Source organism: Roseobacter sp. HKCCA0434 (genome assembly GCF_032464675.1).
Lineage (GTDB): Bacteria > Pseudomonadota > Alphaproteobacteria > Rhodobacterales > Rhodobacteraceae > Pontivivens.
In genome coordinates this window covers 361,817-380,995 of the sequence record NZ_JAWDKL010000001.1, presented here as the reverse complement: position 1 = coordinate 380,995, position 19,179 = coordinate 361,817, and the positions used below count along the sequence as shown (strand labels likewise).

At 67.8% G+C, this 19,179-nt stretch carries 18 protein-coding genes; 12 read left to right on the top strand and 6 right to left on the bottom strand.

Annotated features, from left to right (window positions below; genetic code table 11):
- Positions 1 to 50: 50 nt before the first annotated feature.
- Positions 51 to 953 (bottom strand): lytic transglycosylase domain-containing protein, encoded by a 903-nt coding sequence (locus RX333_RS01890; RefSeq protein ID WP_316013216.1) that lies wholly within the window; start codon positions 951 to 953, stop codon positions 51 to 53.
- Between the two features lie 99 nt (positions 954 to 1,052).
- On the opposite strand from RX333_RS01890, the gene RX333_RS01885 reads away from it, so the two are divergent.
- From RX333_RS01885 to RX333_RS01875, 3 genes are all read left to right on the top strand, one after another.
- Positions 1,053 to 1,478: an MAPEG family protein gene (locus tag RX333_RS01885; RefSeq protein ID WP_316013215.1), complete on the top strand. Its 426-nt coding sequence runs from the start codon at positions 1,053 to 1,055 to the stop codon at positions 1,476 to 1,478.
- Positions 1,475 to 2,605 carry an RsmB/NOP family class I SAM-dependent RNA methyltransferase gene (locus RX333_RS01880; protein WP_316013214.1) on the top strand — a complete coding sequence of 377 codons (1,131 nt, stop codon included), beginning with the start codon at positions 1,475 to 1,477 and terminating at the stop codon, positions 2,603 to 2,605. The genes RX333_RS01885 and RX333_RS01880 overlap by 4 nt, the downstream gene beginning before the upstream one ends.
- 119 nt (positions 2,606 to 2,724) lie before the next feature.
- Complete coding sequence (locus RX333_RS01875) at positions 2,725 to 4,878, top strand: ATP-binding protein (RefSeq protein WP_316013213.1); 2,154 nt, start codon at positions 2,725 to 2,727, stop codon at positions 4,876 to 4,878.
- A gap of 492 nt (positions 4,879 to 5,370) precedes the next feature.
- On the opposite strand, the gene RX333_RS01870 is transcribed toward RX333_RS01875, so the two are convergent.
- Positions 5,371 to 5,988, bottom strand: coding sequence for a gamma-glutamyl kinase (locus RX333_RS01870; protein ID WP_316013212.1), 618 nt, complete (start codon positions 5,986 to 5,988; stop codon positions 5,371 to 5,373).
- A 177-nt stretch (positions 5,989 to 6,165) separates the two neighbouring features.
- On the opposite strand from RX333_RS01870, the gene recA reads away from it, so the two are divergent.
- The 3 genes from recA to RX333_RS01855 all read left to right on the top strand — a co-directional run bounded on the left by recA (position 6,166) and on the right by RX333_RS01855 (position 10,388).
- Entirely contained in the window at positions 6,166 to 7,236 is a 1,071-nt protein-coding gene (recA, locus tag RX333_RS01865; RefSeq protein ID WP_316013211.1) for a recombinase RecA, read from the top strand.
- Between the two features lie 225 nt (positions 7,237 to 7,461).
- Positions 7,462 to 10,107: an alanine--tRNA ligase gene (gene alaS / locus RX333_RS01860; RefSeq protein WP_316013210.1), complete on the top strand. Its 2,646-nt coding sequence runs from the start codon at positions 7,462 to 7,464 to the stop codon at positions 10,105 to 10,107.
- The gene (locus RX333_RS01855; protein ID WP_316013209.1) at positions 10,104 to 10,388 is read left to right on the top strand and encodes a DUF1330 domain-containing protein; all 285 of its coding nucleotides are present in this window, start codon (positions 10,104 to 10,106) and stop codon (positions 10,386 to 10,388) included. The genes alaS and RX333_RS01855 overlap by 4 nt, the downstream gene beginning before the upstream one ends.
- Here the strand turns inward: RX333_RS01855 and RX333_RS01850 are convergent.
- A complete protein-coding gene (locus RX333_RS01850) occupies positions 10,385 to 10,840 on the bottom strand; it encodes an Lrp/AsnC family transcriptional regulator (protein WP_316013208.1) in 456 nt (151 codons plus the stop codon). The genes RX333_RS01855 and RX333_RS01850 overlap by 4 nt on opposite strands.
- Positions 10,841 to 10,950: 110 nt before the next feature.
- On the opposite strand from RX333_RS01850, the gene RX333_RS01845 reads away from it, so the two are divergent.
- Entirely contained in the window at positions 10,951 to 11,157 is a 207-nt protein-coding gene (locus tag RX333_RS01845; RefSeq protein ID WP_316013207.1) for a DUF6356 family protein, read from the top strand.
- Positions 11,157 to 11,924, top strand: a complete 768-nt coding sequence (locus tag RX333_RS01840) for a class II glutamine amidotransferase (protein ID WP_316013206.1) — start codon at positions 11,157 to 11,159, stop codon at positions 11,922 to 11,924. The genes RX333_RS01845 and RX333_RS01840 overlap by 1 nt, the downstream gene beginning before the upstream one ends.
- On the opposite strand, the gene RX333_RS01835 is transcribed toward RX333_RS01840, so the two are convergent.
- Both RX333_RS01835 and RX333_RS01830 read right to left on the bottom strand, forming a co-directional pair.
- Positions 11,906 to 12,433 carry a DUF2799 domain-containing protein gene (locus tag RX333_RS01835; RefSeq protein ID WP_316013205.1) on the bottom strand — a complete coding sequence of 176 codons (528 nt, stop codon included), beginning with the start codon at positions 12,431 to 12,433 and terminating at the stop codon, positions 11,906 to 11,908. The genes RX333_RS01840 and RX333_RS01835 overlap by 19 nt on opposite strands.
- 63 nt (positions 12,434 to 12,496) lie before the next feature.
- Complete coding sequence (locus RX333_RS01830) at positions 12,497 to 13,711, bottom strand: NADP-dependent isocitrate dehydrogenase (RefSeq protein WP_316013204.1); 1,215 nt, start codon at positions 13,709 to 13,711, stop codon at positions 12,497 to 12,499.
- Positions 13,712 to 13,873: 162 nt separating this feature from the next.
- Here RX333_RS01830 and RX333_RS01825 point away from each other — a divergent pair, with 162 nt between their 5' ends.
- Entirely contained in the window at positions 13,874 to 14,617 is a 744-nt protein-coding gene (locus RX333_RS01825) for an RNA methyltransferase (protein WP_316013203.1), read from the top strand.
- Here the strand turns inward: RX333_RS01825 and RX333_RS01820 are convergent.
- Complete coding sequence (locus RX333_RS01820) at positions 14,614 to 15,936, bottom strand: mechanosensitive ion channel family protein (RefSeq protein WP_316013202.1); 1,323 nt, start codon at positions 15,934 to 15,936, stop codon at positions 14,614 to 14,616. The two genes, RX333_RS01825 and RX333_RS01820, sit on opposite strands and share 4 nt — an antisense overlap.
- 153 nt (positions 15,937 to 16,089) lie before the next feature.
- Here RX333_RS01820 and RX333_RS01815 point away from each other — a divergent pair, with 153 nt between their 5' ends.
- From RX333_RS01815 to RX333_RS01805, 3 genes are all read left to right on the top strand, one after another.
- Positions 16,090 to 16,668 (top strand): DUF924 family protein, encoded by a 579-nt coding sequence (locus RX333_RS01815; RefSeq protein WP_316013201.1) that lies wholly within the window; start codon positions 16,090 to 16,092, stop codon positions 16,666 to 16,668.
- Between the two features lie 60 nt (positions 16,669 to 16,728).
- Positions 16,729 to 18,120 (top strand): dihydrolipoyl dehydrogenase, encoded by a 1,392-nt coding sequence (gene lpdA, locus RX333_RS01810; protein WP_316013200.1) that lies wholly within the window; start codon positions 16,729 to 16,731, stop codon positions 18,118 to 18,120.
- Between the two features lie 124 nt (positions 18,121 to 18,244).
- Positions 18,245 to 19,030 (top strand): hypothetical protein, encoded by a 786-nt coding sequence (locus RX333_RS01805; protein ID WP_316013199.1) that lies wholly within the window; start codon positions 18,245 to 18,247, stop codon positions 19,028 to 19,030.
- Positions 19,031 to 19,179 lie beyond the last annotated feature (149 nt).

Below are 19,179 nucleotides of genomic sequence, written 5' to 3'. Positions count from 1 at the left end.
CGAAGGTGCGACACGTTCCGTTCCAAGCGTGAAATGTGCGTGATCACGGGTCAATTCCGCATCACCAGGCAGGTCCCGCCCACTCCGCGCAGCCGGTCGCACAGCGCCTGCGCGCTCGCCCGATCCGGCCGCCCGATCTGGACGAGATGGCGCTGCAGCGAGGTGCCCGGCGGACGCCCCCGGAAATAGACGGGCGCCTCGCCGCCGAGGATGCCGGGATAGCGCGACTGCACCCGCGCGAAGCTCGATTGCGAGGCGGCATAGGTCCGGTGCGCGGCCAGCAGGACGCCCCAAGCCATCGGCAGGCCGCGCTGCTCGAAGCTGGCGAAGCGGCGGCTGCCCGCCATCTCGATGCAGGCGGCGAGGAACGACCGTTCGGGGTCGAGCCGGTAATCCACCGTCTCGGGCGGGGCGTCGCGCCAGATCTCCGCCACGTGGCCGGTGATGGCGGCCACGTAGTTGCGCGTCTCCGTGGGCAGGCCACCATTGCCCGCGATGAAGCGCGCCGCACGGTTTTCTCCGCCATTATAGGCGATTGCGGCAAGGCCTTCATTCCCGAACCGCCCGCTCATCTCCGCGAGATACACCGCCGAGGCCCGCAGCGCCTCGGCCGGGTCGAACGGATCCTCCAGGCCGCGCAAGGCCGCGGTCGACGGCATGAACTGCGCGATCCCCTGCGCCCCTGCCGGGCTGACCGCGCGCGGGTCGAACAGGCTCTCGCGCCAGATCAGCCGCGCGAAATAGCCCGGCTCCAGCCCCGCATCGCGCGCCTCCGCCTCGATCGAGGCGCAGGTATCGGGGATGTAGTGGCTGAGGCGGATGCACCGCACGGGCGCCTCGGTGCAGCGCCAGTCCTCCAGCGCCGCGGGCGGTCGCGCCGCGCTGCCCGCCTCGGGCACGGTGAGGGCCAGGCCGGGCAGGGCCCACAACATCAGGAACACGAACACACGCATGGCCCCCCACATGGCCCGCGCCGCCGCGTCGCCAAGCCCCGCGCTTGCATCCCGTCCGCGCCCGGCGCAAAACCGCCCCGACCCTCAGGAGGACCACCCATGACCACGCCGCTCGCCCTCGCCATCGTCGCCGTCTTCGTGCAGGTCGCGCTGACCCTCTGGGCCATCGTCGCGATGGGGCGCAAGCGCCTCGCCTCGCTCAAGCGCCGCGACACCCAGTTCGGCGACATCGCGCTCGACCCGATGAACTTTTCGCAGGACGTGCGCGCCTGGCAGAACAACGCCCACAACCAGTTCGAGACGCCGATCCTGCTCTATGCCGGGGTCGGACTCGCCGCGGCACTCGGGGCGGCCAACTGGGGCGTGGCGATCGGCGCGGTGCTCTACGCGGTCTCGCGCATCGTGCACCGGGTGATCCATGTCGGCTCCAACCACCTGCCCACGCGCTTTCGCGTGTTCCTGATCGGGCTTCTCGGCCTCGCGCTGCTCTGGGTGGCGCTGGGGGTGGAGCTGCTCCTGGCATGACGCCCGCCGCGCGCCATGCCGCCGCCATCGAGGTGATCGATGCGATCCGGGGCGGCGCGCGCGTGGCCCCCGCGCTCAAGGCCTGGGGCCGCGCCAACCGCTTCGCGGGGTCCGGCGACCGCCGCGCGATCGGCGACCTGGTGCACGACGTCCTGCGCCACTGGTGGTCGAGCGCCGGGATGGGCGGTGGCGAGCACGGCCGCGCCCGCGTGCTGGGCCTTGTGCGGCTGACCGGCACCGACCCCGACACCATCTTCACCGGCGAAGGCCACGCCCCCGCGCCGCTGACCCCCGAGGAGCGCCGCGTCGAAGGCGAGCCGACGCTCGACCTGCCGCATGTGGCGCAGGCGGAACTCGCCGATCCCGACATGCTCGACCGCGCGCTGAAATCCCGCGCCCCGGTCGATTTGCGCGTGAACCTCGCCCGGACCGACCGTGCGGCCGCGCGCGCCGCCCTTGCCGCCGACGGGATCGAGACGGAATGCGTGCCGACCGTAGCCACCGCCCTGCGCGTCACGGGTGGCGCCCGCGCCGTCGCGCGGTCCGACGCCTACCTTTCCGGCCTCGTCGAGTTGCAGGACGCCGCCAGCCAGGCGGCGGCCCTCTTCGCCGATCCCCGACCGGGGGAGCGCATCCTCGACTACTGCGCCGGGGGCGGTGGCAAGACCCTTGCGCTCGCAGCCCTTTCCGGCGGCCCGGTGACAGCCCACGACATCGCGCCCCAGCGGATGCGCGACCTTCCCGACCGCGCGCGCCGCGCCGGGGCGCAGGTTTCGATGACCGAGGCCCCGCGTCCCGCCGACCTCGTCTTCGCCGACGCGCCCTGCTCGGGCAGCGGGTCCTGGCGCCGTGACCCCGAGGGGAAGATCACCCTCGACGCCGCGCGCCTCGCCGCGCTGCACGCCGCGCAGGCCGAGGTGCTCGACGCCGCGGCCGCCCTCGTCGCACCAGGCGGGAAGCTGATCTACGCCACCTGCTCGGTGCTGCCGTCCGAGAACGACGAACAGGTCGCCGCCTTCCTCGCGCGGACGCCCGGATGGGCCTGCCGCGAGCGCGTGCAGATGCTGCCCCCGGATCCCGGCGACGGTTTCTTCGCGGCATGGCTTGAGCGTCCGGCGGAGCGGTGACAAGCTGAGGCCAGCCAGCCGGCCCGATGTCACAGCATCCCGAGGAGTGCATCTTGACCGCAAGCGATCCTGCAAGCGCCTCGCGGAGCCTCCCCGCCCTCCTTCGTACACTGACCGTGATGACCGGCCTGCTGGGAACGGCGATCCTCGGCGGGCCGCTCGCGGTCGTGCTGGCGGGGTGCGCGCTCTTCGCGTTCCGGGCCATCGCGCGGGAGCGGTGGATGGGCCGCGATGCGGCGCTGCTGCGCACCGATCTCGACGGACGCCCGCGCGCGGGCCGGGACGGCTACACCGTGACCGCAGGCGTGCTGCACGATGCCGAGGATCCCGACCGGCTGTTCTACACGATGATGCGCGACCTGCGAGAGACCGGTCGCGCCCGTGCGCGGCTCGGCGGCGACCTCGTGCTCGCGCGGCGTCACCGCAGCGACATTCTGTGGCATCGGCTCGACCTGCCCGAGGAACTGGGCGGGCCGGGCCCCGACGGGGCGGTTCCCTTCGGTCGGCTCAATCTGGCCGAAGACGGCACGATCGCGCGGATGAACGACTGGGTGCGGGACCGCTCGGACCAGCCGCGCCGGATCGAGGACCTGCTGCTCGACCTGCCGCTGGGCGAAGGCAGCCTGCACCGGCTGGTCCACGACCCCGCCCAGCTGGTCCGCGCGCACCTCGCGACCGACGATGGCGGCACCGTCTGGTTGCTGCCCTCCAGTGCCGCCGAGGCCACCCGCACCAGCGCCGACCGCTACCTGATGCAGCTGCCCATCGCGCTGGCGCGGGTCGATGCCAAAGGCCGGGTCGAGATCGCAAACCCTTCGGCCCAGCGGCTCGTCGGGCCCGAGCTTGCGCCGGGGGCCGATCTCTCGCAACTGATGGAAGGGCTCGCCCAGTCCGTCCGCGCCCGGATCGAGGAGGTCGCGCGCACGGGCCGCGCCGCCCGGCCCGAGATCGCCCGCCTCAGCGCCGGCGATGCCGAACGGTTCCTCCAGGTGTCCCTCTCGCCGATGGTGCAGGACGACGAACGCTCAATCCTCGTGGTGATGAGCGACGCGACCGAGCTCAAGACGCTCGAGGCCCAGTTCGTGCAGAGCCAGAAGATGCAGGCCGTGGGGCAGCTCGCCGGTGGGGTGGCGCATGACTTCAACAACCTGCTGACCGCGTTGTCGGGCCATTGCGACCTTCTGCTGCTGCGCAACGGGCCGGGGGACCGCGACTATCTCGACCTGATGCAGATCCGCCAGAACGCCAACCGCGCCGCCGCCCTCGTGGGTCAGTTGCTCGCGTTCTCGCGCAAGCAGACGTTGCAGCCCAAGGTGCTCGACCTCGCCGAGGTGCTCGAGGACCTGTCGCATCTTCTCAACCGCCTGATCGGCGAGAAGGTGACGCTCGACCTGTCGGCGGAGGACAACCTGCCGCCGATCCGCGCCGACCTGCGCCAGATCGAACAGGTGGTGATGAACCTCGTCGTCAACGCGCGCGATGCGATGCAAGACGGCGGCACCGTCCGCGTCTCCGCCGAACTGCACACCTTGCGCGAGGAGCTGCGCCGCGACCGCGCCATCGTCGCGCCGGGCGACTGGCTGGTGATCGAGGTGGCCGATACCGGAGCGGGCATCCCCGAGCGGCACATGGGCAAGATCTTCGACCCGTTCTACACCACCAAGCGGCAGGGGGAGGGGACGGGCCTGGGCCTCTCCACCGCCTACGGCATCGTCAAGCAGACCGGCGGCTTCATCTTCGTCGACTCGGTGCCGGGGCAGGGCACGACCTTCTCGCTCTACTTCCCCCGCCACGTGCCCTCCGCCGAAGAGTCGCCGGCCACCGCGCGGCCGCCAGGGCAGGACGAACCGACCGACATGCTCGGCTCGGGCACCGTGCTCCTGGTGGAGGACGAGGCGCCGGTCCGCGCCTTCGCCGCCCGCGCGCTGCAACTGCGCGGCTATACCGTGCTCGAAGCCGCCTCGGGCGAGGAGGCGCTGGAGCTCCTGGAGGATCGCCCCCGCGTCGACATCGTCGTCTCCGACGTCATCATGCCGGGTCTCGACGGGCCGAGCTGGGTGGCTGAAGCGCGGCGCGACTATCCCGATCTCGAGGTGATCTTCGTGTCGGGCTATGCCGAGGATGTCTTCGACGCCGAGCTAGAGCGCCCGGCCAACAGCACCTTCCTCGCCAAGCCGTTCTCCCTCAACGACCTGTCCCTGCAGGTGAAGCGCTCGATGGACGCGGCCCGGTCGCGCGGGGCCGCGGCAGATGCGGAGGTCATCGAGTCCTGATCCGCGACGCGCGCGGCGGTGTCGATGGGGTCCCGCACCCCAGTCGCATCGCCCCCGGCCGAGAGGCCTGGTCCCCCGTCACCGGCGCCCGCAAGGGCTCCAATCGTGGGCATCCAGCCTCCAACGCTCGACATCCAACGCGAGACGTCCGGCGCTCGACATCCACAGCTTAGACGTTCGACGTCAAACCCCCGCCTCCGGCCCAGCCGGGTTGGTCGCCTCGTGCCCAACGCCGGACCATCCATCGCCGAGCCCTCGACCGGCACGCGTCGCACGCCCAACCCCCTGATTCCGCGCGCCGCCCCGGACCGCGCATGCCACGCGCGCCACCGGATGCCGGGGCGCGCAAACCGGCCGCCCCTGATCCGCGACGCGCATTCCCGGTGTCGGAAGCGCTCTGCTCGCCCGGTCACGTCGCTTCCACGCCGCGGCGCGGGAACGGTCCGTCCCCCTGTCCGCCCTCAGATCCCGCAGCGGCGGGTCGGTCACAGGTCAGCCGCAGGCGACGCCCGCACCCGCAGCCTCCATCGCACGGCTGTGCAAGGCGTAATCCTCCGCCATCGCCGCGCGCGCCGCGGCCTCCGTCGCGGGATCGAGCGTCAGCGCCATCTCCGGCGACACGTTCCGCCGGTCGAGCGCGATCGGCACGCCGAACCGCTCCTGAAGGAAGGCGATCATCGGACCGGGCCGCTCATGGACGAACAGGTGAGCCAGCCCCGGCCCGTCCGCCGGAGGGGCGAGCATCGCCGATTGCATCCCGACGCGCGCGTGGCGCGGCGGATCGTCCGACAGCCAGTCGCGCACGAACTGGTCGAACCCGATCCCCGCCGTCGAGTTCGGTCCCGAAAGCTCGGGCCGCGTCCGATACCGATACCAGCTGCCCAGCCAGTCCAGCGGCTCGCGGATCATCGCCACCGTCTCGATGCCCTCGCCGCCGCCGGGCAGGATCGGGCGGACCTGACGCTCGAACCGGCGCAAGCGCATGTGCTTGAGTTGCGGATGCCCCGACAGCACCACGTCGCAATGCGGCGCCAGCGCGGCCTCGATCGCCGTCGATCCCGTCTTCGGGACCGCCAGATAGGCGACGCGCGCCTTCAGCGAGATCAACATTCCAGCGCCCCCAAACATTTACGCTTCGTTCATCTTGCTAGCATCAATCTGCCTCCATCGCCACTTTCGCTTGTTCCACCTTCGTTCTGGTGCTATCAAGTGAACAAGAGGTGAACGACCGCCCCGTTAACGTCGATTGCCGTGTCCCGGCAAACATGACATGAAGAGGATGACGAAATGGCCGATGCCGTTCTGAAACTTGACGAAAGACGTGAGATGGACAAGCAGAAGGCGCTGGATTCCGCGCTCGCACAGATCGAGAGGAGCTTCGGCAAGGGCTCCATCATGAAGCTCGGCGCGCGCGAGGCGGTGATGGATATCGAGGCGATCCCGACGGGCTCGCTCGGCCTCGACATCGCGCTCGGCATCGGGGGCCTGCCCAAGGGCCGGATCATCGAGATCTACGGCCCCGAATCCTCGGGCAAGACCACGCTCGCGCTGCACGTCCTGGCCGAGGAACAGCGCCGCGGCGGCGTCTGCGCCTTCGTCGATGCGGAGCACGCGCTCGACCCCTCCTATGCGCGCAAACTCGGCGTCGACGTGGACGAACTCCTGATCTCGCAGCCCGACGCGGGCGAGCAGGCGCTGGAGATCACCGACACGCTGGTCCGCTCCGGCGCGGTCTCCGTCGTGGTGGTCGATTCGGTCGCGGCGCTGACCCCGCGCTCCGAGCTCGAGGGCGACATGGGCGATTCGTCCGTCGGCGTTCAGGCCCGGTTGATGAGCCAGGCGATGCGCAAGCTCACGGGCTCCATCTCCCGCTCCAAGTGCATGGTCATCTTCATCAACCAGATCCGCATGAAGATCGGCGTGATGTTCGGCAGCCCCGAGACGACGACGGGCGGCAACGCGCTCAAGTTCTACTCCTCCGTCCGGCTCGACATCCGCCGCATCGGCGCGATCAAGGACCGCGACGAGGTCGTGGGCAACCAGACCCGTGTGAAGATCGTCAAGAACAAGGTCTCCCCGCCGTTCAAGCAGGTCGAGTTCGACATCATGTATGGCGAGGGGATCTCCAAGACGGGCGAGCTGCTCGACCTCGGCGTGAAGGCCGGCGTCGTCGACAAGTCCGGCGCCTGGTTCAGCTATGGCGACGAACGGATCGGGCAGGGCCGCGAGAACGCCAAGAAGTTCCTGCGCGAGAACCGACCGATCGCGCTGGAGATCGAGGACAAGATCCGCGCCGCCCACGGGCTCGAATTCGACATGGGGCCCGAGGATCACGACGGCGACGTGGTCGACGACTGACACGCCGCGCGCGGCTGCGACAGGCGCCGTCCTTCGGGGCGGCCCTCGTCGTTTTCGGTCGTTAACCTTTCGGGCGTTGCGGGCCGAGTGCCATACGCATGCCATACGCGTGCCATACGCAGCGCAGACCGCGATCCGAAGGGTTAACGCGCCGCGGTGGACACCGGCACGGCGCGCGGATATTGCTTGCGGGCACCACCAAAAAGCCGCGCGAGAAAGACCCCGATGGCCAGCCTCAACGACATCCGATCCACCTTCATCGACTTCTTCGCGCGCGAGGGTCACGCGGCCGTCGACAGCTCTCCGCTGGTGCCGCGCAACGACCCGACCTTGCTGTTCACCAATGCCGGAATGGTGCAGTTCAAGAACGTATTCACCGGCGTCGAGAGCCGCGATTACAATCGCGCCGTAACCAGCCAGAAGTGTGTCCGCGCGGGCGGCAAGCATAACGATCTCGACAATGTCGGCTATACGGCGCGGCATCATACCTTCTTCGAGATGCTGGGCAATTTCTCCTTCGGCGACTACTTCAAGGAACAGGCGATCGACTTCGCCTGGCGTCTGATCACGCAAGATTTCGGCATCGCCAAGGACCGTCTGCTCGTCACCGTCCACAAGACCGACGAGGAGGCCGCGGCCCTCTGGCGCAAGGTCGCGGGGCTGACCGACGACCGCATCATCCGCATCGACAGCGACGACAACTGGTGGCGCATGGGCGATACCGGCCCCAACGGCCCGTGCACCGAGATCTTCTACGACCACGGTGAGCACATCCCCGGCGGCCCCCCCGGCTCCCCCGACGAGGATGGCGACCGGTTCATCGAGATCTGGAACCTCGTCTTCATGCAATACGAGACCCTCGCGGACGGCACCACGCGCAACCTGCCCAAGCCCTCGGTCGATACCGGCATGGGTCTGGAGCGGATCGGCGCGCTGCTGCAAGGCAAGCACGACAATTACGACACCGACCTGATGCGCGATCTGATCGAGGCGTCGGCGAGCACGTCGGGCACCGATCCCGATGGGCCGCAGAACATCCACCACCGGGTGATCGCGGATCACTTGCGCTCCACTTCCTTCCTGATCGCGGATGGTGTGCTGCCCTCGAACGAGGGGCGCGGTTATGTGCTGCGCCGGATCATGCGTCGGGCCATGCGGCATGCGCATCTGCTCGGCACGCAGGACCCGCTGATGCACCGTCTGGTGCCCGCGCTCGTGCGGCAGATGGGCGGGCACTTCCCCGAGCTGGGCCGCGCGCAGCCGCTGATCCAGGAGACGCTGTTGGGCGAGGAGACCAAGTTCCGCCAGACGCTCGACCGGGGCCTGCGCTTGCTTGACGACGAACTTGCCCGCCTGCCCGAAGGTGCGACGCTGCCCGGCGAGACGGCGTTCCGGCTCTACGACACCTATGGCTTCCCGCTCGACCTGACACAGGACGCGCTGCGCGAGAAGAAGCGCGAGGTCGACACCGCAGGCTTCGACAGCGCGATGGCCGAGCAGAAGGCGAAGGCGCGCGCTGCGTGGTCCGGCTCGGGCGAGGCGGCGGATGAGAGCGTCTATTTCGACATCGCCGACCGTAGGGGAACAACCGAATTCCTCGGCTACGACACGGAAAGCGCCGAGGGCGAGATCGTGGCCATCGTCGCCGATGGCGCAGAGACCGACAGCGCGACCGGGGACGTGCAGATCGTCGTGAACCAGACGCCATTCTATGCCGAGAGCGGCGGCCAGGTCGGGGACAGCGGCACGCTGACCACCGCGACCGGCACGGTGCGGATCACCGATACGCGCAAGAAGGCGGGCGTCTTCCTGCATATCGGCACGGTCGAAAGCGGCTCGGTCGAGGTCGGGCAGGCGGCGGAACTGGTCGTCGACCACGCCCGGCGCGGCGCCATCAAGGCCAACCATTCGGCCACGCACCTGCTGCACGAAGCGCTGCGCAACCACCTCGGCGACCACGTGGTGCAGCGCGGGTCTCTCAATGCGGCGGACCGGCTGCGCTTCGACTTCAGCCACTCCAAGGGCCTGAGCCTGGAGGAGATCGCGGCGGTCGAGCGCGAAGTGAACGAATATATCCGCCAGAACACCGCAGTCACGACGCGGATCATGGCGCCCGACGATGCGCGCGACCTCGGGGCGCAGGCCCTGTTCGGCGAGAAATACGGCGACGAGGTGCGCGTCGTCTCGATGGGCCGTGCTCAGACCGGAAAGGGAACGGACAAGCAGACCTATTCCATCGAGCTGTGCGGCGGCACCCATGTCGGCATGACCGGCGAGATCGGGCTGTTCGTGCTGATCGCGGAGGCGGCATCCTCCTCCGGCGTGCGGCGGATCGAGGCGCTGACGGGCGAGGCGGCGCGCGCCTATTTGGCCGAGCAGGACCGCACGGTGGCCGAGATTGCGCAGGCGCTGAAGGCGCAGCGCGGCGACGTGATCGATCGCGTGCGCGGCCTGATGGAGGAGCGGCGCGACTTGCAGAAGGAGGTCGCCGACCTGCGCCGTCAACTGGCGATGGGCGGCGGAGCGTCCGGTGGCCCGGCGGTCGAGGAGGTCGGCGGCGTGCAGTTCCTCGGCCAGTCGCTCAGCGGCGTTTCGGGCAAAGATCTGCGCGGCCTGATCGACGAGCAGAAGGCGAAGCTCGGCTCCGGCGTCGTCCTGCTGGTCGCCGATACCGGCGGCAAGGCAGCGGTCGCGGCGGGCGTGACCCCCGACCTGACCGACCGCATCAGCGCGGTGGACGTGGTCAAGGCCGCGGCCGAGGCACTCGGCGGCAAGGGCGGCGGCGGTCGTCCCGACATGGCGCAGGCCGGCGGGGCCGATCCGTCCAAGGCGGACGAGGCCATCGCTGCGGCGAAGGCGGTGCTGGCATGAGCGCCTATATCATCGCGCGCATCGAGGTGACGGATGCGGAGGCTTACGCGAAATACGCCTCGCAAACCGTTGCGCTGGCCGAGAAATTCGGTGGCGAGTTCCTCGTGAAGGCGGGCGCGATGGTTCAGAAGGAGGGCTCGGGCCCCCAGCGCCATGTCGTGATCCGCTTCTCCGACCGCGCGGCGGCCGAACGGTTCTACGACAGCGCGGAGTATCGCGAGATCCTGCCGATCGCGCTCTCCGCTTCCGCGCGGGACCTTGTGATCGTCGAGGGCGTCTAGACCGGCAGGACGGTCGTCTCCTTCAACTCCTCCATCACGAAGCTGGCGGAGCAGTCCGCCATCTCCACCCGCCGGATCAGCCGCTGGTAGAAGCGGTCATAGGACGCGACATCCGCCACGCGCAGACGGACGAGATAGTCGAGATCGCCGCTCATGCGGTAGGCGCCGAGCACCTCGGGCATCTCGCGCGTGGCCTTGGCGAAACTGTCGAGCCAGTCGGGCGCGTGGCGGTCCGTGCGGATCATCAGGAATACGGTGAGGGCGAGGTCGATCCGCGCAGGATCGACCAGAGCGACGCGGCCTGCGATGTAGCCCGCGTCCTCCAGTGCCCGGACCCGTCGCCAGCAGGCGTTGCGGCTGAGGCCGACCTCCTCGCCCAGACGGTCATGCGAGACGGTCGCGTCGCGTTGCAATGCTGCAAGAATCCGGCGGTCTATGGGATCAAGTTGCATTTGAGGGCCTTCTGGTGGGATGCGATCTCGGAATAAGAGCACGAGTCGCCCCAGATTGGGAACACATGTCCCACGCTATCGGTCATCCTGTTCCGAAAAGGGAGACCGACATGATTGCCAAGCTGTTCCTGCACCATCCCCGCGAGGTCGAGGAGACCTATTTCGAGCATCTGCTGTTCGCGCTGCGCTTTGCCGGGCTGCTCGCCTGCGCGGCCGGGGCCGCCTTCGTGCATGCGCTGATCCCCGCCTTCTTCGAGAAGACCGCGGGGCGCATCGTGATGCGGTTGCACGGGCTGATCGCGAACCGGGGGCGCTGATGTGTCGATGGGCGGCCTGGATCGGGCAGCCGATCTATCTGGAAGAATTGCTCAGCGCCCCGGCCAACAGCCTGATCCACCAGTCGCGACACGCCAGCGAGGCGAAGACGGATGTGAACGCCGATGGGTTCGGCCTCGCCTGGTATGGCGCGCGGCCCTGGCCGGGGCAGTATCGCGACGTGCATCCGGCCTGGTCCGATCCGAACCTGCGCGCGATGGCGGAGCAGGTCGCCTCGCCGCTGTTTCTCGCCCATGTGCGGGCCGGCACCGGCGCGCCGGTCAGCCGCGAGAACGCGCATCCCTTCGTGCTGGGCCGCTGGTGCTTCATGCATAACGGACAGATCGGCGGGTTCGACGCGATCCGGCAGAAGGTGGACGCGGCGATCCGTCCCGATCTCTACGCCGCGCGGCGTGGGACCACCGACAGCGAGGCGCTGTTCCTGCTGGCCGCAGCCGAGGGGCTGGAGACGGATCCGGTCGCGGCGCTGTTGCGGGCGGTCGACCGGCTGCGCGCGATGGGGGCAGGGCGCATCCGCATGACGGTGGCGCTGGCCGACGGCACGCGCCTGATCGGGCTGCGCCTGTCGAGCGACGGCAAGGCGCCCAGCCTCTATATCCGCAGCTGTGCGCGTGGCACCTCTCTGGTGTCCGAGCCGTTGGAGACCGGCGATGCCGGATGGCGGCCTGTGGCGGAGGGCGAGGCCGTTATCTGTTCTGGCCGCGATCTGACGCGGATGGTGCTCGCGCCTCAGGGCCAGCTTGCGTAGATCAGCCGCCGTGCACGCAGGATGTTGATGCGGGATTGCGCGCTGAGGATCGAGCTGTTGAGCGAGCCGTTGATCGTGCCGGCATTCGGGGCATCGGGGGCAACGGCAGAGGAGCGCAGCTCGGCGATCTCCCGCTCCAGCGCGCGGATCTCGCCTGACAGCCGGAAGTATTCTCGGCCATGCGCATTGGCGTCGCGCAGGACCGGCTCGATCGTGGCGGGGCAGACATTCGAGATCGGGCGGCCTTCGCGCCCCAGGCGGTAGGCCCGGATCGGCACGCAATATTCGCGCAGGCCGAGCTCGCGTCCGGCAAGGTAGGCGTTGAGGTCGGGGCTGACCCCGAACTCGGCACAGGCCTCGCGATGGTTGGCGACGAAATCGGGCTGCAGGCCCTTCGAGCCGTCCTCGAATCCGATGCTGCGCCAGTCGCCCAGACGGCATTCATCCTCGCTGAGCGAGGCGCAGGAGGCGAGCAGGGTCAGGGCGACGAGGGAGAGGATGTACCGCATCCCGCGATCCTGCACCCATTCGCGGGAAAGGAAAAGGCCCGCGATTGCGGGCCCTTGCCGAAATCAGCCCGCAAGCGCGCGGTTCAGGTTCTCGTCGATCTTCTCGAGGAAGCCCATCGTGGTCAGCCATTTCTGATCCGGTCCGACTAGCAGGGCGAGGTCCTTGGTCATGTCGCCGGATTCAACCGTCTCGACCACCACGCGCTCCATCGTTTCGGCGAAGTTGCGCAGCGGCTCGTTTCCGTCGAGCTTCGCGCGGTGCTTCAGCCCGCCGGTCCAGGCGAAGATCGAGGCGATCGAGTTGGTCGAGGTCTGCTTGCCCGCCTGATGCTGGCGGTAGTGGCGCGTGACGGTGCCGTGCGCGGCCTCTGCCTCCACGATCTTTCCGTCCGGTGTCATGAGCTGCGAGGTCATCAGGCCGAGGCTGCCGAACCCCTGCGCGACCGTGTCCGATTGCACGTCGCCGTCGTAGTTCTTGCACGCCCAGACATATCCGCCCGACCACTTCATCGCGCAGGCGACCATGTCGTCGATCAGACGGTGCTGGTACTCGATGCCGATCTTGCGGAACTGCTCCTCGAACTCGGCCTCGTAGATCTCCTGGAAGATGTCCTTGAAGCGCCCGTCATAGGCCTTGAGGATCGTGTTCTTGGTGGAGAGGTACACCGGCCAGCCGCGAGACAGCCCGTAGTTCAGCGAGGCCCGCGCGAAGTCGCGGATCGAGTCGTCGAGATTGTACATCGCCATCGTGACGCCGGAGGAGGGCGCGTCGAACACCTCCTTCTCGATGGTCTCGCCATCCTCGCCGACGAACTTGATCGTCAGCTTGCCCGCCCCCGGAAAGCGGAAATCGGTGGCGCGGTACTGGTCACCGTAAGCGTGACGGCCGACGACGATCGGCTGCGTCCAGCCGGGCACCAGTCGCGGCACGTTCGAGCAGATGATCGGCTCGCGGAAGATGACGCCGCCCAAGATGTTGCGGATCGTGCCGTTCGGGGAGCGGTACATCCGCTTCAGTCCGAACTCCTCGACCCGGCCCTCGTCCGGCGTGATCGTCGCGCATTTGACGCCGACCCCGTGCTCCTTGATCGCGTGGGCCGCATCGACCGTGATCTGGTCGTCGGTGCGGTCCCGCTCCTCGATGCCGAGATCGTAATATTTCAGGTCGATGTCGAGATAGGGCAGGATCAGCTTGTCCTTGATGAAGGACCACATGATCCGGGTCATCTCGTCGCCGTCGAGTTCGACGACCGGGTTCTCGACTTTGATCTTCGACATGGGGGTGCCTCCAAATGGCGGGGTTCTCCGTCGGGCCGCTACATAGCGGAGGGGTGACGCAAAGGAAAGGCCGGTATGCCGATGTATGCGGAGAGGGCGGCCATTGCGACCGTGTGGGGCGCACGCTAAACCCGCCGCGCAATCAAGGAAGTGGATAAGACGATGACCGGCCCCGCCATCATCCTCGTGCGCCCGCAGATGGGCGAGAATATCGGTGCCGCCGCGCGGGCCATGCTGAATTTCGGTCTCGACCACATGCGTGTCGTGGCCCCCCGCGACGGTTGGCCGAACGAGCGGGCGGTGGCACTGGCGAGCGGCGCGGGACGCGTGCTCGACTCCGCGATGGTGCGCGACGATCTGGGGGAGGCCTGCGCTGATCTCAACTACGTCTTCGCCACCACCGCGCGCAGCCGGGACCTCACCAAGACGGTGATGACGCCCGAGCGCGCGATGCAGCATGCCCGTGCCCTGACCGAGGCCGGGCAGAAAGTCGGCGTGCTGTTCGGGCCGGAGCGCGCGGGGCTGGAGAACGAGGACGTGATCCGGGCCGACGCGCTGATCACCGTGCCGGTGAACCCGGAGTTTCCCTCTCTCAACCTCGCGCAATGCGTGCTGCTGACCGCTTACGAGTGGTCGCGCGGCCATGCTGAGGCCCCGGCGGAAGTGCTGGAGATGGCGGGCGCGCGTCTGGCCGAGGGGGGCGAGGTGGACCGCCTGCTCGACCGGCTGATCGCGGCGCTGGACGCGCGGCGATTCTTCTGGCCGGAGCACAAGGCGGCCTCGATGCGCGCGAATCTGGTGAACCTGATGCACCGCCTGCCGCTGACCGAGACCGACACACGCACGCTGCACGGCGTGGTGCGGCATCTGGCGGATCGCCCGCTGCGCGAGGATCGCGACGCCTAACCCGCGTCGTCCTCGCCGCGATGGATGGCGAGGTCGCCGCTGCGGATCGTCACGTCGCGGCGGGGGAACGGGATCTCGATCTGGTTTTCCTGCAGCGCATCCCACAGCGCCAGGAACACGTTGCCGCGAATGTTCGTCAGCCCGCCGGACGGATCGTCGATCCAGAAACGCAGGATGTAGTCGACCGAGCTGTCGCCGAAGCCGGTGATGTGGCAGACCGGGGCCGGGGAGGCCTGCACCCGCTTTACCGCCGCCGTCGCCTCGATCGCGATCCTGCGCACGGCATGGGGATCGGCGTCGTAGGCCACGCCGAAATGGATGTCGAGCCGCACCAGCTTGGACGAATGGGACCAGTTGACCACCTGTCCGGTGATCAGATCCTCGTTCGGGATCAGGTATTCGCGCCCGTCGCGCGTCACGACCGAGACATAGCGCGCGCCCAGCCCGCTGATCCAGCCGAACGTGTCGCCGAGGCTGATGACGTCCCCGGGCTTGATCGACTTGTCGAGCAGCAGGATCACGCCCGAGATCAGGTTCGACACGACCTTTTGCAAACCGAAACCGATGCCGATGCCGATGGCCCCCGACAGCAGCGTCAGCGAGCTGAGGTCGAAGCCGATGACCTGCAGCCCCACCACCAGCGCCAAGGCGTAGAGCAGGACCGTCACGGCCTTCTCGCTGAGCACGCGCATCGAGGGCGACAGATCCTCGTTGCGCATCAGGCGAGTGCGCGCCTCGCCCGAAAGCCAGCTCGCCACGAAGATGGTCAGGCCCACGCTGATCAGCGCCTGCAACACCAGCAGCAGCGACAACCGGAACTCGCCGATATTGATCGAGGCCCGGTCGAGCAAGGTGATGGTCTCGTCGAAATAGCCGATCATCCACAGCGTGACCGCGATCCAGGCCCCCCAGCGCACGATCTTTCGCAAGGGGCGGTTGCGGATCAGCCGCGACAGGATCGAGATGACGACGAGCGCGGTGACCAGCCGCGCGGCGAACAGGATGAGGTAGGAGCGCGAGGGCCAGGTCACCTCCAGCATCACGATCCCGACGAGCCACAGCAGCACCATCGGCACCAGCCAGCGGATCCGCTCCCGGATCAGGATCAGCAGCCGCGCCCTGCGCGTGGTCAGCGTCAGCCCGCGCATCCAGCGGTTGAAGCGCGGCGTGATCCAGCGTTCGACCAGCCAGCCGATCACGAAGGCCACCGCGATGACGACCAACTGCCACAGCCGCGTCGGCTGGCTCATGGTGACGAGGAAGTTGCGCGCCAGCGGCACGAACTCCTCGAAGAACTCGGGCAGGCCGAAGAAGTCCACTGGCGATCCCCCTTTCGCCCTTGATAGCGGCGCGCAACCCTCCGGCGCAACGCCGCGTTGCACCAGCGGGGGTGGACGCTGCCCCCCAATTCTGACGTAACGTCCGATAAGACCCGCGCGCGGGCACGGGTGAGTCGACACGGGGAGGGTGCGATGCAGGACGCGGACGTCACGCGCATATTGGACTTCTGGATCGAGGAGGTCGGGCCGGAAGGCTGGTACAAGCAGGACGACGCGCTCGATGCCAAAATCCGGCACAAGTTCGAGGGTCTGTGGTCGCAGGCCCGTCGGGGCGAGAAGTGCAACTGGATGCTGCATCCCCGCAGCGCGCTCGCCCTGTTGATCCTGACCGATCAGTTCCCGCGCAACATGTTCCGGGGGAGGGGGCGCGCCTTCTCGACCGACCGCATGGCATGCGCTGTCGCGCTGCGCACCGTGAACCTCGGCTACGATTGCCGCATCGAGGGGCCGCAGCGGCAATTCTTCTACCTGCCGATGATGCATGCGGAGAACATCAGCTGGCAGGAGAAATGCGTCCGCCAGTTTTTGTTGAAGATGCCACAGGCGGAGGAAAACCTGCTACATGCCCGCGCGCATCGCGAGGTCATCCGCCGGTTCGGACGCTTCCCGCATCGCAACGAGGACCTCGGCCGCCAGACGACGGAGGCAGAACGGAACTTCATGGCCGATGGCGGCTATGGCGGGGTCGTGCGCGAATTGCAGGCCGCGTGAGTTGCCGTTGCGGCAGTTTCGGGATAGTTAGGCTTCAAACTACTTTTGCAGGAGGCTGAGATGGCCACGAATTACGACCTGATCGTCATCGGTGCCGGCCCAGGCGGATATGTCGCCGCGATCCGTGCCGCGCAGCTCGGCCTCAAGACCGTGGTGGTGGAGCGGGAGCATCTCGGCGGCATCTGCCTCAACTGGGGCTGCATCCCGACCAAGGCGATGCTGCGCTCCTCCGAAGTCTTCCACCTGATGCACCGCGCCAAGGAATTCGGGCTGAAGGCCGACGGGATCGATTACGATCTCGACGCCGTGGTCGACCGCTCGCGCAAGGTCGCCAAGCAGCTGTCGGGCGGCGTCGGCCACCTGCTCAAGAAGAACAAGGTCGCGGTCGTGATGGGCAAGGCGCGCCTGACCGGCAAGGGCAAGGTGTCCGTCGAGACCGACAAGGGCACGGAGGAACTGACCGCCAAGGACGTCATCCTCGCCACCGGCGCGCGCGCACGCGAGCTGCCGGGGCTGGAGGCCGATGGCGATCTGGTCTGGACCTACAAGCATGCGCTGAAGCCGCCCAGGATGCCGAAGAAACTGCTCGTGATCGGATCGGGGGCCATCGGTATCGAGTTCGCCAGCTTCTACAACACGCTGGGCTGCGACACGACCGTGGTCGAGGTCATGGACAGCGTGCTGCCGGTCGAGGATGCGGAGATCTCCGCCTTCGCCAAGAAGCAGTTCGTCAAGCAGGGCATGAAGATCATGGAAAAGGCCATGGTCAAGCAGCTCGACCGCGGCAAGGGCAAGGTCACGGCGCATGTCGAGGCGAACGGCAAGGTCGAGAAGCTGGATTTCGACACCGTGATCTCCGCCGTGGGGATCGTCGGCAATGTCGAGGGCCTCGGGCTTGAGGAGATGGGGGTGAAGGTCGACCGGACCCATGTCGTGACCGACGAATATTGCCGTACCGGCGTCGACGGCCTGTGGGCGATCGGCGACATCGCGGGTGCGCCCTGGCTCGCCCACAAGGCCAGCCACGAAGGCGTCATGGTTGCGGAAAAGATCGCCGGTCACGACGTCCACCCCGTCAAGCCCGAGAGCATTGCCGGCTGCACCTATTGCCATCCGCAGGTCGCCTCGGTCGGATATTCGGAGGCGAAGGCCAAGGAACTGGGCTACGAGGTCAAGGTCGGCCACTTCCCGTTCATCGGCAATGGCAAGGCCATCGCACTCGGAGAGCAGGAGGGCATGGTGAAGACCGTGTTCGACGCCAAGACCGGGGAATTGCTCGGCGCGCACATGGTGGGGGCCGAGGTGACCGAGTTGATCCAGGGCTACGTGGTCGGGCGGCAGCTCGAGACCACGGAAGAGGACCTGATGCACACCGTCTTCCCGCACCCGACGCTCAGCGAGATGATGCACGAGAGCGTTCTGGACGCCTATGGCAAGGCAATTCACTTCTAGGCCAAGTCGAAAATTGCAAAAAATTTAGTCAATTCGGCGTGCCGCAGTGAAACCTTCTGCGCTACAGATTGGTTAATGCTATGCGGGATCATGGACATTCCTCCTGAACGAACGGAGGATAGTCATGAATATGAAGACACTTACAGTTGGCGTGATCGGTTCGACCATGCTTGCGACAACGACCTTTGCCCAGGTATTGCCCCGGTTCTGCGACACCGTCGTGGATCTCGACCCGGCGATCGTCGATGATGAGATCGAAGCGCAGTGCGCGCTGTTTCCCGAAACTCCCAGTTTCGTCTCCGAAGACGACCGACTTGCTGGCTCTGGTGCAGGCAATGTGTCGGTCGATGAGAACGGTGACGTTGTCATCGACTTCTCCGGTGGGTCCGGCGGTGCGGGCTCCGGTGGCGGCGGTTATGTCGGCAGTGGATCGGGCGGCGCCGGTGTCGACGTGGCCGTCGGTGGCGGCTCGGGCGGTAGCGGCTCGGGCTCCGGAACGGTGAGCCTGGACGTCGCCGTTGGCGGCAGCGGTGGCAGCGGCCCCGGAACCGATAGCGGTCTCGGCGTCGAGGTTGGCGCACTCGACGGTGACGGGCTCGCCAATGTCGATGTGGGAACCCAAGGCGGCGGCAGCTCGAACCTCGTCGACGTGAACGTGGGGCAGAGCTCGAATGATGACAGCGAATCGCTGGTGGATGTCGATGCGCTCGGCGCCGGTGGGTCCGATGGAGACGATACGATCGACGCGGATGTCGCGACCACGGGTGGCTCCAGCGGAGACGACGATGTCGATGTGGACGTCGCGACGTCTGGTGGGTCATCGAATAGCAACGATTCCTCCGGGAGTGGGTCGTCCGGCGGCAGCCTCGATGTGAGCGTCGGCGGGATCGGCGTGTCGATCGGCAACTGACCAGATGCGGAATACGGGCCGCATGCGGCCCGTATGGGTTCGCGGGTTTCAGAAGGAGTGTTCTGATCCCGCCCCCGCGAACCGGGACCGCCCGGCGACGTCTTGCAAGGGCGCTGCCGGGCGGAACTCCTTTCGGCGCCATGCGACGT